Raw genomic sequence first — 12744 nt, 5'->3', positions numbered from 1 at the left:
CCTTCAGGTACCTTCAGGGGCACCTCGAAGGGGAGATCCACCCCGGCAGCGTTGCCGGTGGCCCGAGGAGTACACGTGACCAGCACTGCTGAGGCACCCAAGTCAGGAGCCAGAACGGCTCACCCCGATCATCTCGGGCACGTCATCTTCATCGCGGCGGCGGCCGCGATGGGCGGCTTCCTCTTCGGCTACGACAGTTCCGTCATCAACGGTGCCGTCGAGGCCATCCGGGACCGCTACGACATCGGCTCCGCGGCGCTGGCCCAGGTCATCGCCATCGCGCTGATCGGCTGCGCCATCGGCGCCGCGACCGCCGGCCGCATCGCCGACCGAATAGGCCGCATCCGCTGCATGCAGATCGCCGCGGTGCTCTTCACCATCAGCGCCGTCGGCTCCGCCCTGCCCTTCGCGCTGTGGGACCTCGCCTTCTGGCGCATCGTCGGCGGCTTCGCCATCGGCATGGCCTCCGTGATCGGCCCGGCCTACATCGCCGAGGTCGCCCCGCCCGCCTACCGCGGCCGGCTCGGCTCCTTCCAGCAGGCCGCGATCGTCGTCGGCATCGCGGTGTCGCAGCTGGTCAACTGGGGTCTGCTGAACGCCGCCGGTGGCGACCAGCGCGGCGAGATCATGGGCCTCGAGGCCTGGCAGGTCATGCTCGGCGTCATGGTGGTCCCGGCTGTCCTGTACGGCCTGCTCTCCTTCGCGATCCCCGAGTCCCCGCGCTTCCTCATCTCCGTCGGCAAGCACGAGCGCGCCCGGCAGATCCTCGAAGAGGTCGAGGGCAAGAGCGTCGATCTCGACGCCCGCGTCGGCGAGATCGAGTCGGCCATGAAGCGCGAGGAGAAGTCCTCCTTCAAGGACCTGCTCGGCGGCAGCTTCTTCTTCAAGCCGATCGTCTGGATCGGCATCGGCCTGTCGGTCTTCCAGCAGTTCGTCGGCATCAACGTCGCGTTCTACTACTCCTCGACGCTGTGGCAGTCGGTCGGCGTCGACCCGACGGACTCCTTCCTCTACTCGTTCACGACGTCGATCATCAACATCGTCGGCACCGTGATCGCGATGATCTTCGTGGACCGCATCGGCCGCAAGCCGCTGGCCATCATCGGCTCCGTCGGCATGGTGATCGGCCTCGCGCTGGAGGCCTGGGCGTTCTCCTTCGACCTGGTCGACGGCAAGCTGCCGGAGACCCAGGGCTGGGTCGCCCTGATCGCCGCCCACGTGTTCGTCCTCTTCTTCGCCCTGTCCTGGGGTGTGGTCGTCTGGGTCATGCTCGGCGAGATGTTCCCGAACCGGATCCGCGCCGCCGCCCTGGGCGTGGCCGCCTCCGCGCAGTGGATCGCCAACTGGGCCATCACCGCGAGCTTCCCGTCGCTGGCCGACTGGAACCTCTCCGTGACCTACGTGATCTACACCTTGTTCGCCGCGCTCTCCATCCCGTTCGTCCTGAAGTTCGTGAAGGAGACGAAGGGCAAGGCGCTGGAGGAGATGGGCTGACCGTCCCCGAGCTCGGGGAGAAGGGCCAAGTCCCCGCTGCCCTCTCCTCGTACCGTCCGCCGCCCCCGCCCGGTCACCGTCCGGACGGGGGCGGCGGTGTCGTACCCGCGGCCTGGCGGCAGCCGCCAGGGCCCCACAGGCCGCTGTCGGTCCGCGCGCCGGACCACGGGAAGCCGTTGCCCGGACCCGCGTAGGTGATCGAGGGCGGTCATGGCGTTCCGCCGCCCTCGCCGCTCCGCCGAGGGCGACGGGCGGCCGGGCGGAGCCAGAGCTTGCCGCTGCGCCCGTCTCGGCCGTGGAGGCCGGGCCGGCTGCCTCCGGTGAGGTCGCCGACGGCGGTGATCCCGCTCATGGCGTTCCGGCCGCCGGTGCCGGTCGGCCTCCGGGTGCCGGGGGGTGGTGCCGTGGCATGGCGGGGGCTTGCGGGTGGGCGCCTCGCGGGTGAGGCGTTCTTGCGGCCGTCGCGGGTGAAGGCGTCGTGCCGGGGCGGGGCGGTCATGGCGTTCCGGCCGTCCGCGCCGATGAGCCGGCCGGTGCCGTCGCCCGGGCTCGTCGCGGGCGACGACGTCGGCCCTGCGGTCGCCGTTCACGTCGCCGAAGCCCGCGCGCACCCGGCGCCCGACGGCGATCCGCCCGCTCACCTGGGTGCGCCGGGCTCCGGACACGCCGACGCCCCCTCCACCGGGCGGCGGCGAAGGGGGCGTGGAGTCGGCCTCGTCAGGTGTACGTCAGACGGTCACGGTCTCGGGCTGCTCGACCCGCTCGGCGGGCGCCGCCGGGACGACCACCGCCGGCTTCGGCAGCACGACGTACAGCAGGCCGGAGATCACCACCGTGGCGACCCAGCCGAGGCCGTACTCGCCGATGACGTTGTTGGTGGCGAGCGGGCCGGTGAACCAGTCGGACGTGGTGAACATCAGCCCCGCGACCAGGCCCACCGCCCAGGAGGCGACCGCGGCGGGGGAGAAGCCGCCCCGGTACCAGTAGGCGCTGGTGCGGCCGGTGTCGGCCATGGCCTCGCCGTCGTACTCCTTCCGGCGCAGCATGTCCGCGCCGAAGACGCCGACCCAGGCGGAGAAGGCGACCGCGAGCAGCGACAGGAAGGCGATGAACGAGCCCATGAAGCTGGTGGCCACCAGCATCAGCACACCACCGAAGATCAGCGAGATGACGGCGTTGACCGAGACCGCCCAGTGACGCGGGATCTTGAAGCCCAGGGTCTGCGCGGTGAAGCCCGCCGAGTACATCGACATGGAGTTGATCAGGAGCATGCCGATCAGCGCGATCAGCAGGTACGGCACCGCGATCCAGGTCGGCAGGATCTCGCCGAGGAAGGAGACGGGGTCGGCCGCCGAGGCCAGGTCCGGCGTGGAGACCGCCATGACCACGCCCATCAGGACCATGGGCAGGACGACGATGCCGGCGCCGCCGACCGTCACGCCCACGATGCCCTTCGAGGAAGCGGTACGCGGGAGGTACCGGGTGAAGTCGGGCGCGGACGGGATCCAGCTGACGCCGCCCGCCGCGATCAGCCCGACGCCGGTGATCACCGCGGCCACGGACCCCGCGGAGCGGTCGAACACCGCGGACCAGTCGGTGTCGACCACCAGGTAGCCCAGCACCAGCACGGAGAAGACACCGAAGAGGTACGTCGCGTACTTGTTGCACTTCTGCACCGCGCTGATGCCGAGCCCGGAGATCGCGAACGTCGCCACGACGAAGGCGAGCAGCATCACCATGTCCAGCACGCTGTTCGCCTCGATGCCGAAGACGATGTCCAGCACGGTGAGCATGGCGTAGGCGCCGGTCACCGCGTTGATCGTCTCCCAGCCCCAGCGGGCGACCCAGATCAGCGAACCGGGCAGCAGATTGCCCCGCTGTCCGAAGACCGCCCGGGACAGCGCCATCCCCGGCGCGCCGCCGCGCTTGCCGGCGATGCCGATCAGCCCCACCAGGCCGTACGACACGACGGGCGCGGCACCCGCGACGACGAGCGCCTGCCAGAAGTTGAGCCGGTACGCCACGACGAGGCTCGCGCCCATCGTGAGCAGCAGCACGCTGATGTTCGCGCCGACCCAGGTCGGGAACAGCTCGCGGGTGCGGGCCGTGCGCTCGTGGTCGGGCACCTGCTCGATGCCGCGTGTTTCCAGTGCGCCTTCGGTCTCGGCGGTCTTGCTCATGTGGGGGGTCCGTGCCTCGATCGTGGGAAGAGGGGCCGGTCGGGACTCTACGCGCGTTGACGCGGCATCTACCATCGTACTTTGATCCGACTCCTTCCTTCCAGGGGCCTTTGTCCTTTGGAGGAAGTCACAAGCGGGGTGTCCGAGGGGCCCATGACTGATACTGGACGGGTTATGGACATCGTCATCCTTGCTGTAGTCATCGCCGTGGTCGTGATCGGCGCGCTCGGCGGGCTGGTCATCGGCAGTCGCCGCAAGAAGCAACTGCCTCCGCCCCCTCCCTCGGCGCCCGACATCACCGCCCCTCCGGCCGAGCCGCACGTCGGCGACGAGGCCGAGACGCCCCGCGACGAACCGCGCCGGACGATAGAGGAGGTAGACCTCCCCGACGGCGGCACCACCACCGTCGAGGAACCGCCCGTCGTCGAAGAGCTCGAGATCCCGCAGATCGAGGTTCCCGAGCCCACCGCCGGCCGTCTGGTCCGGCTCCGTACCCGCCTCTCCCGTTCGCAGAACGCCCTCGGCAAGGGCCTGCTGACGCTGCTCTCCCGCGAGCACCTCGACGAGGACACGTGGGAGGAGATCGAGGACACGCTGCTCACCGCCGATGTCGGTGTGCAGCCCACCCAGGAACTGGTCGAGCGCCTGCGTGAGCGTGTGAAGGTCCTCGGCACGCGCACGCCGGAAGAGCTGCGCGGGCTGCTCCGCGAAGAGCTGGTCACCCTGGTCGGCGCGGACATGGACCGCGAGGTCAAGACCGAGCCCGCCATCAGCAAGCCCGGCATCGTCATGGTCGTCGGTGTCAACGGCACCGGCAAGACCACCACCACCGGCAAGCTCGCCCGGGTCCTGGTCGCCGACGGCCGCAGTGTCGTGCTCGGCGCCGCCGACACCTTCCGCGCCGCCGCCGCCGACCAGCTCCAGACCTGGGGCGAGCGGGTCGGCGCCCACACCGTGCGTGGTCCGGAGGGCGGCGACCCGGCCTCCGTCGCCTTCGACGCGGTCAAGGAGGGCAAGGAGATCGGCGCCGACGTCGTGCTCATCGACACCGCCGGCCGCCTGCACAACAAGGCCGGCCTGATGGACGAGCTGGGCAAGGTCAAGCGCGTCGTGGAGAAGCACGCCCCGCTGGACGAGGTGCTGCTCGTGCTCGACGCCACCACTGGCCAGAACGGCCTGATCCAGGCCCGGGTCTTCGCCGAGGTCGTCGACATCACCGGCATCGTGCTGACCAAGCTGGACGGCACCGCCAAGGGCGGCATCGTGGTCGCGGTGCAGCGCGAGCTGGGCGTGCCGGTCAAGCTGGTCGGACTGGGCGAGGGCGCCGACGACCTGGCGCCGTTCGAGCCGGAGGCGTTCGTGGATGCGCTTATCGGCGACTGACACCGCCGCGCGCCGGCGCGCACACGAGGAAGCGCCCGTCCCCCAGCTACAGCCGGGGGCGGGCGCTTCGTCGTGCCGGGCGCGGGCCCGATGGCCTGTCGGGCCGGGTGGGTCGGTCTTGGCAGGCGTGCCGAGGGGGTCCGGAGCGGCCCGCCGGACTTGCGGGGACCGCTACGGTTCCGGACCCGCCCGTCGGGCTTGGGGCCGGTGCCGGTGGGGTTTCCGGGTCGGCTGTCGATCTTGGGGTCGCTGTCGGCCGAGTTTGGGGCCGGTCCGTCGGTTTCGGGGGCTAGGGGGTTTCGGGTCGGCTGTCGGTTTTGGGCCGATGTCGGCGGGGTTTCGGGCCGGCCTGGCGGTCCCGGGGGTCGGTGTCGTTGCCCGCGCCGGGGGCGGTGGTCTGGTCGCCGGGTTCCGGGTCGGTCGCGGTCCGCGGCCGTTGCGGTGCGCGCCCGGGTCCTGGGAGCGAAGCCGATGCCGCGGGGGACCGCCGGCTCAGGGCCGGCACCCGAACCTCAGGGACCGATCCCTAGGCCCGTGACCGGTGGGCGACGTACGCCAGCGTCCCCAGCAGCAGTCGTGCCGTCGGCGGTTTCGTGGCCGAGTCGAGGGCCGGCGGGCGCAGCCAGCGCACCGGGCCCCGGCCGCCGCGGTCCGAGGGCGGCGCCGTGACGTACGTACCGGGGCCGAGGCCGCGCAGGTCCAGAGCGGACGGGTCGTCCCAGCCCATGCGGTACAGCAGCCGGGGCAGCTCGGCGGCGGCGCCCGGGGCGACGAAGAACTGGGCGCGGCCCTGCGGGGTCGCCGTGACCGGGCCGAGGGGGAGGCCCATGCGTTCCAGCCGCGCCAGCGCCCGGTGTCCGGCGGCCTCGGCCACCTCGATCACGTCGAAGGTCCGTCCGACCGGCAGCATCACCGCGGCGCCCGGGAACTCGGACCAGGCGTCGGTCGCCGCGTCCAGGGTCGACCCGGCGGGGACCTCCGGCGCGAAGTCCAGAGGGTGCGCGCCGGGCGCCCGGCAGCCGCGCCGGCCGCAGGAGCAGGCGCCCGCGGCGGCCCGTGCCCCCGGCACCACGTCCCACCCCCACAGGCCGGTGAACTCGGCCACGGCGGTGCACTCCGACGCGCGGCCGCGACGGCGCGAACCGGACCGGATGTCGCGCATGCCTCGACTGCTGCCGATCGTGAAGCCCATACCCCCTCCAACGGGTCCGACGCACCGGCGGTTACGCAGCGGACGCGAAACGTGACTCTCTGTTTCCAACTCCCCAGTGCCGCGCGATTCAGACGGCGCGTGGAAGCGGCGAGGGTGGTGCACTCTTCGGTGCACGCCCCGGGGTGCACCGCTGCACCCGCCTGCGGTTGTCCTATGTCAAGTGAATCGCGCGGCGGCCGACGTGAGTTCATTCGAAGGGGTGGCGAATGGTGGCGTTTCAGGGATCGCCATGGCTGGACGGGTGATCGTAGGATTACTTTGTGTGCACGAAGCCTCGGGGCACATGCCCGGACGGGTATGCCGGAGGCAACAGGGCTTCCCGTTCGAAGGGTGGCATCCGCCGGACGAGCGGCCGTCCGCACCGGCATTCTGATAAGGCTTGGCGCACTCGGCGACAGGTGGTCTGTAGGGATGGGGGCGTTCCAGTGAGCGGCAACGGCGAAAGCGGAACGGGCGCTGCGAACGAGACGCACGCCGACAAGCGCCCCAACGAGCTGCTCACCTCCTGGTTCGCCCGCAGCGGCTGGTCCAAGGGCGAGCTGGCCCGGCAGGTCAACCGCCGGGCCCGCCAGCTCGGCGCCAACCACATCTCCACGGACACCTCGCGCGTGCGCCGCTGGCTCGACGGCGAGAATCCGCGCGAGCCGATCCCCCGCATCCTGTCCGAGCTGTTCTCCGAGCGTTTCGGCGTCGTCGTCTCCGTCGAGGACCTGGGTCTGCGCGCCACCCGCCCCTCACCGTCCACGACCGGCGTCGACCTCCCCTGGACGGGCCCGCAGACCGTGGCCCTGCTCAGCGAGTTCTCGCGCAGCGACCTGATGCTGGCGCGGCGCGGCTTCCTCGGAACCTCGCTGGCCCTCTCCGCGGGCCCGTCCCTCATCGAGCCCATGCAGCGCTGGCTCGTGCCCACGCCGCCGGCCCCCCGGTCCGAGCGCGAGCCCGTGCCCGCCTCTCGCGCGCGTGGGCGCCTGTCCAAGCCGGAGCTGGACCTGCTGGAGTCCACCACGGTGATGTTCCGGCGCTGGGACGCCCAGTGCGGCGGCGGGCTGCGCCGCAAGGCGGTGGTCGGCCAGCTGCACGAGGTGACCGACCTGCTGCAGGAACCCCAGACGGAGGAGACCCGGACCAGGCTGTTCAAGGTCGCCGCCGAGCTCGCCGAACTGGCCGGCTGGATGTCGTACGACGTCGGGCTGCAGCCCACCGCGCAGAAGTACTTCGTGCTCGCCCTGCACGCCGCCAAGGAGGCGGGCGACCGGCCGCTCGGTTCCTACATCCTCTCCAGCATGAGCCGCCAGATGATCCACCTCGGCCGGCCCGACGACGCCCTGGAGCTGATCCACCTCGCGCAGTACGGCAGCCGGGACTGCGCGAGCCCGCGCACCCAGTCGATGCTGTATGCGATGGAGGCCCGCGCCTACGCCAACATGGGACAGCCGGGCCGGTGCAAGCGCGCGGTACGCATGGCCGAGGACACCTTCGCCGAGGCCGACGAGTGGGACGAGCCGGACCCCGACTGGATCCGCTTCTTCTCCGAGGCCGAGCTGTACGGCGAGAACTCCCACTCCTTCCGTGACCTCGCCTACGTCGCAGGCCGCAGCCCCGCGTACGCCTCCCTCGCCGAGCCGCTGATGCGCCGGGCCGTCGAGCTGTTCGCCGCCGACGCCGAACACCAGCGGTCGTACGCGCTGAACCTGATCGGCATGGCCACCGTGCACCTGCTGCGCCGCGAGCCCGAGGAGAGCACGGTGCTCGCCGCCGACGCCATGAAAATCGCCAAGAAGGTCCGTTCCGAACGCGTCAACACCCGTATCCGCAAGACCGTCGACACGGCCGTACGCGACTTCGGCGACCTCGGTGAGGTCGTCGACCTCACCGAGCGGCTCGCCGCCGAACTGCCGGAGACCGCCGAAGCGGTCTGAAACCCCGATGAGCCCCGGCCGCGGCCGGCCCTCCCGAACTGCCCGACTCGGCTCCCCCATGCCAGTCATTTCGGAGGCCGTCCGCGGCCGGTCTGCGTCCCGTCGCGGAACGTTGCGTCACGATAACGATCGCGCGGTCCGACATCAGGCAGTTCATCGACGCGTAACACGTACGGCGCCTTCGTCACGGCGGTGAAACAACGAGGGGCGTCCACCGAAACCGCGCTGCGCCAATCTCGTGGCGCATAACCGGCCCACCCCTCATTCCCGCTGAGGCTTCGCCCGCACGGGGCCGTACCGACGACGAGGAGACGCCGATGGCTCCAGCCATCACGCTTGCCGCAGAGACGGAGCTCTCTGCCGCCAACACAGGCTTCATGCTCATCTGCTCCGCCCTGGTGATGCTCATGACCCCGGCCCTGGCCTTCTTCTACGGAGGCATGGTCCGCGTCAAGAGCACCCTGAACATGCTGATGATGAGTTTCATCAGCCTCGGGATCGTCACCGTCCTGTGGGTGCTGTACGGCTTCTCCATGGCGTTCGGCACCGACTCCGGCAGCCTCATCGGCTGGAACTCCGACTGGGTCGGCCTCAGCAACATCGGCCTGACCGAGCTGTGGGACGGCTACACCATCCCCGTCTTCGTGTTCCTGGTCTTCCAGCTGATGTTCGCGATCCTCACCCCCGCCCTGATCAGCGGAGCCCTCGCGGACCGCGTGAAGTTCACGGCCTGGGCGCTGTTCATCGCGCTGTGGGCCACGGTCGTCTACTTCCCCGTGGCCCACTGGGTCTGGGGCGCCGGCGGCTGGGCCTTCGAACTGGGCGTGATCGACTTCGCCGGCGGTACGGCCGTCCACATCAACGCGGGCGCCGCGGCGCTCGGCGTGATCCTCGTCATCGGCAAGCGGATCGGCTTCAAGAAGGACCCGATGCGTCCGCACAGCCTGCCGCTGGTCATGCTCGGCGCAGGGCTGCTGTGGTTCGGCTGGTTCGGCTTCAACGCCGGCTCGTGGCTCGGCAACGACGACGGCGTCGGCGCGCTGATGTTCGTCAACACGCAGGTCGCCACCGGTGCGGCCGTCCTCGGCTGGCTCGCCTACGAGAAGATCCGCCACGGCGCGTTCACCACGCTGGGCGCCGCCTCCGGCGCGGTCTCGGGCCTCGTCGCCATCACCCCGGCCGGCGGTGCGGTCTCCCCGCTCGGCGCCATCGCCGTCGGCGTCATCGCCGGTGTGCTGTGCGCCATGGCCGTCGGCCTGAAGTACCGGTTCGGCTACGACGACTCCCTCGACGTCGTAGGCGTCCACCTCGTCGGCGGCATCCTCGGCTCCCTGCTCATCGGCTTCTTCGCCACCGGCAAGGGCCAGTCCGACGTCGCGGGTCTCTTCTACGGCGGTGGCCTCGACCAGTTCTGGAAGCAGTGCGCCGGTGTCTTCGGCGTCCTCGCCTACTCCCTGGTCGTCTCCGCCCTCCTCGCCCTCGTCCTGCACAAGACGATCGGCATGCGAGTGTCGGAGGACGAGGAGGTGGCCGGCATCGACCAGGCCGAGCACGCCGAGACCGCATACGACTTCAGCGGCGCCGGCGGCGGTGCTGCCCGGACGACCGCCGTGCCCGCCCACGCGGGCCAGGCCGAGAGCAAGAAGGTGGACGCATGAAGCTCATCACCGCCGTCGTGAAGCCGCACCGGCTCGACGAGATCAAGGAGGCCCTCCAGGCCTTCGGAGTCCAGGGACTCACGGTCACGGAGGCCAGCGGCTACGGCCGCCAGCGCGGCCACACCGAGGTCTACCGGGGTGCCGAGTACACGGTCGACCTGGTGCCCAAGATCCGCATCGAGGTGCTGGTCGAGGACGACGACGCCGAACAGCTCATCGAGGTCGTCGTCAAGGCGGCCCGTACCGGCAAGATCGGTGACGGCAAGGTCTGGTCGGTCCCGGTCGACACGGCCGTCCGGGTCCGCACCGGCGAGCGCGGCCCCGACGCGCTCTGACCACCACAGAACAGGAGTCGCCGGGTGACGAGTACGGACGTGACGAAAGAAGCAGTGGACTCGGGACCCAGCGGCTACGCGGCGGCCCGGCTGCGCCTCCTCACCGAGGGGGCGCGGTCCGGGCCGCCGCGCCGTACGGCCCTCGCCGAACTGACGGACGACTGGCTGTCCGGCCTCTTCGACGCGGCGGCCGCGGGGCTCCGCGGCGCATCGCTCGTCGCGGTCGGCGGCTACGGCCGCGGCGAGCTGTCCCCGCGCAGCGACCTGGACCTGCTCCTGCTGCACGACGGCAGTGACGACAAGGCGGTCGCCGCCCTCGCCGACCGACTCTGGTACCCCGTGTGGGACCTCGGCCTCGCCCTCGACCACTCAGTCCGCACACCGGCCGAGGCCCGGAAGACGGCCGGGGACGACCTCAAGGTCCAGCTCGGACTGCTGGACGCCCGCCACCTCGCCGGCGACCTGGGACTGACCGCCGGCCTGCGCACGGCCGTGCTCGCCGACTGGCGCAACCAGGCCCCCCGGCGCCTCCCCGAACTCCAGGAGCTGTGCGCCGACCGCGCCGAGCGCCAGGGCGAGCTGCAGTACCTGCTGGAACCCGACCTCAAGGAGGCCCGGGGCGGTCTGCGCGACGCCACCGCCCTGCGTGCCGTCGCCGCCTCCTGGCTGGCGGACGCCCCGCGCGAGGGCCTCGCCGACGCCCGGCGCCGGCTGCTCGACGTACGGGACGCGCTCCACCTGGCGACCGGCCGGGCGACCGACCGGCTGGCCCTGCAGGAACAGGACCAGGTGGCGGCCGAGCTGGGCCTGCTGGACGCCGACGTGCTGCTGCGCCAGGTGTACGAGGCGGCGCGGGTCATCTCCTACGCCAGTGACGTCACCTGGCGGGAAGTGGGGCGCGTGCTGCGGTCGCGCTCCGTGCGTCCCCGCCTGCGCGCCATGCTGGGCGGCGGCAAACCGGTCGCCGAGCGCACCCCGCTCGCGGAGGGCGTCGTCGAGCAGGACGGCGAGGTGGTGCTCGCCCGCACCGCACGCCCCGAACGCGATCCGGTGCTCCCCTTGCGTGCCGCGGCCGCCGCCGCACAGGCCGGCCTTCCGCTCTCGCTGCACGCCGTACGACGGCTGGCGGCCACCGCACGCCCCCTGCCCACCCCCTGGCCGGCCGAGGCGCGCGAACAGCTGGTGACCCTGCTGGGCTCCGGCCGACCCACCGTGCAGGTCTGGGAGGCGCTGGAGGCGGAAGGGCTGATCACGCGACTCCTCCCGGACTGGGAGCGGGTCCGCTGCCGCCCGCAGCGCAACGCCGTGCACATCTGGACCGTCGACCGGCACCTGATCGAGACGGCCGTGCGCGCCGCCGAGTTCGCCCGCCGCGTGCACCGCCCCGACCTGCTCCTGGTCGCCGCGCTGCTGCACGACATCGGCAAGGGCTGGCCCGGCGACCACTCCGTGGCGGGCGAGACCATCGCCCGGGACGTGGCCGCGCGCATCGGCTTCGACCGCGCCGACGTGGCCGTTCTCGCCACGCTGGTCCGTCACCACCTGCTCCTCGTCGAGACCGCCACCCGGCGTGACCTCGACGACCCGGCCACCGTGCGCTCCGTCGCCGAGGCGGTCGGCACGCCGAGCACCCTGGAACTGCTGCACGCCCTGACCGAGGCGGACGCCCTGGCCACCGGGCCGGCCGCCTGGTCCTCCTGGCGCGGCTCCCTGGTGGCCGACCTGGTCAAGCGGGTCTCGGCGGTACTCGCCGGTGACGTCCCGGCCGACCCCGAGGCCGCCGCGCCCACCGCCGAGCATGAACGGCTCGCCCTGGAGGCGTTCCGCACGGGCGGCCCCGTGCTGGCACTGCGGGCCCAGACCGAGCCGCCGGCGGAGCGCGAGGCGGCCGGCGGACCGGAGCCCCTCGGCGTGGAGCTGCTGATCGCCGTACCGGACCAGCCCGGCGTGCTCCCGGCGGCCGCCGGCGTCCTGGCCCTGCACCGGCTGACCGTGCGCACGGCCGAGCTGCGCGCCCTCCCGCTGCCGGACGGCGTCGAAGGCTCCGTCCTGCTGCTGCAGTGGCGGGTCGCCGCCGAGTACGGTTCCCTGCCCCAGGCCGCCCGGCTGCGCGCCGACCTCGTCCGGGCCCTGGACGGCTCCCTGGACGTCGCCGCCCGCCTCGCCGAGCGGGACGCCGCCTACCCCCGGCGGCGGGGCGTGGTCGCGCCGCCGCCGCGTGTGACGGTCGCCTCGGCCGCCTCGCGCCTGGCCACGGTGATCGAGGTCCGCGCCCAGGACGCGCCGGGGCTGCTGTTCCGGATCGGCCGGGCCCTGGAGGGGGCGGGGGTGCGGGTGCGCAGCGCGCACGTGTCGACCCTGGGCTCCAACGCGGTCGACGCCTTCTACGTGACCGGTCCGGAGGGAGCGCCGCTGCCGGGGGAGGAGGCGGCTGCGGTGACAGGGGAACTGGAGGAGACGCTGCGGCCGTGACCGTGCCGGCAGGTCGTGCGTTCACGGGATGTGCTCCGCCGTCGCCGCGGGGGCGATACGGGGCGGTTCGTGGACGCGACCTGCTCCCCG

Annotated in this window: 8 protein-coding genes; 6 read left to right on the top strand and 2 right to left on the bottom strand. The window is 72.1% G+C overall.

What is annotated here, in order from left to right; all coding sequences use genetic code 11:
• Window positions 1-75: 75 nt before the first annotated feature.
• The gene (locus IE260_RS32130; protein ID WP_189878307.1) at window positions 76-1494 is read left to right on the top strand and encodes a sugar porter family MFS transporter; all 1419 of its coding nucleotides are present in this window, start codon (window positions 76-78) and stop codon (window positions 1492-1494) included.
• Window positions 1495-2222: 728 nt separating this feature from the next.
• Here IE260_RS32130 and IE260_RS32125 read toward each other — a convergent pair.
• Entirely contained in the window at window positions 2223-3674 is a 1452-nt protein-coding gene (locus IE260_RS32125; RefSeq protein WP_189878305.1) for a cytosine permease, read from the bottom strand.
• Between the two features lie 174 nt (window positions 3675-3848).
• Between IE260_RS32125 and ftsY the strand changes: the two genes are divergently transcribed.
• Window positions 3849-5057 carry a signal recognition particle-docking protein FtsY gene (ftsY, locus tag IE260_RS32120; protein ID WP_189878390.1) on the top strand — a complete coding sequence of 403 codons (1209 nt, stop codon included), beginning with the start codon at window positions 3849-3851 and terminating at the stop codon, window positions 5055-5057.
• A 526-nt stretch (window positions 5058-5583) separates the two neighbouring features.
• Here the strand turns inward: ftsY and IE260_RS32115 are convergent.
• Entirely contained in the window at window positions 5584-6249 is a 666-nt protein-coding gene (locus tag IE260_RS32115; RefSeq protein WP_189878303.1) for a bifunctional DNA primase/polymerase, read from the bottom strand.
• Window positions 6250-6695: 446 nt separating this feature from the next.
• Here IE260_RS32115 and nsdA point away from each other — a divergent pair, with 446 nt between their 5' ends.
• From nsdA to IE260_RS32095, 4 genes are all read left to right on the top strand, one after another.
• Complete coding sequence (gene nsdA / locus IE260_RS32110; RefSeq protein ID WP_189878301.1) at window positions 6696-8189, top strand: transcriptional repressor NsdA; 1494 nt, start codon at window positions 6696-6698, stop codon at window positions 8187-8189.
• 317 nt (window positions 8190-8506) lie between these two features.
• Window positions 8507-9847, top strand: a complete 1341-nt coding sequence (locus IE260_RS32105; RefSeq protein WP_189878300.1) for an ammonium transporter — start codon at window positions 8507-8509, stop codon at window positions 9845-9847.
• Window positions 9844-10182: a P-II family nitrogen regulator gene (locus tag IE260_RS32100; RefSeq protein ID WP_189878298.1), complete on the top strand. Its 339-nt coding sequence runs from the start codon at window positions 9844-9846 to the stop codon at window positions 10180-10182. Before IE260_RS32105 ends, IE260_RS32100 begins: the two co-directional genes overlap by 4 nt.
• Window positions 10183-10206: 24 nt before the next feature.
• A complete protein-coding gene (locus IE260_RS32095) occupies window positions 10207-12654 on the top strand; it encodes a [protein-PII] uridylyltransferase (RefSeq protein WP_189878296.1) in 2448 nt (815 codons plus the stop codon).
• The last annotated feature ends 90 nt before the right edge of the window (window positions 12655-12744 follow it).

The sequence above is a fragment of the Streptomyces viridiviolaceus genome, assembly GCF_014650995.1.
GTDB lineage: Bacteria > Actinomycetota > Actinomycetes > Streptomycetales > Streptomycetaceae > Streptomyces > Streptomyces viridiviolaceus.
The sequence above is the reverse complement of the archived record's forward strand: the minus strand, read 5'-3'. Positions and strand labels throughout refer to the sequence as shown.

Coding starts and splice junctions, on each gene's coding strand:
- IE260_RS32105 (WP_189878300.1), top strand. CDS start 8,507: ATGGCTCCAGCCATCACGCTTGCCGCAGAGACGGAGCTCTCTGCCGCC.
- IE260_RS32100 (WP_189878298.1), top strand. CDS start 9,844: ATGAAGCTCATCACCGCCGTCGTGAAGCCGCACCGGCTCGACGAGATC.
- IE260_RS32115 (WP_189878303.1), bottom strand. CDS start 6,249: ATGGGCTTCACGATCGGCAGCAGTCGAGGCATGCGCGACATCCGGTCC.
- IE260_RS32125 (WP_189878305.1), bottom strand. CDS start 3,674: ATGAGCAAGACCGCCGAGACCGAAGGCGCACTGGAAACACGCGGCATC.
- ftsY (WP_189878390.1), top strand. CDS start 3,849: ATGGACATCGTCATCCTTGCTGTAGTCATCGCCGTGGTCGTGATCGGC.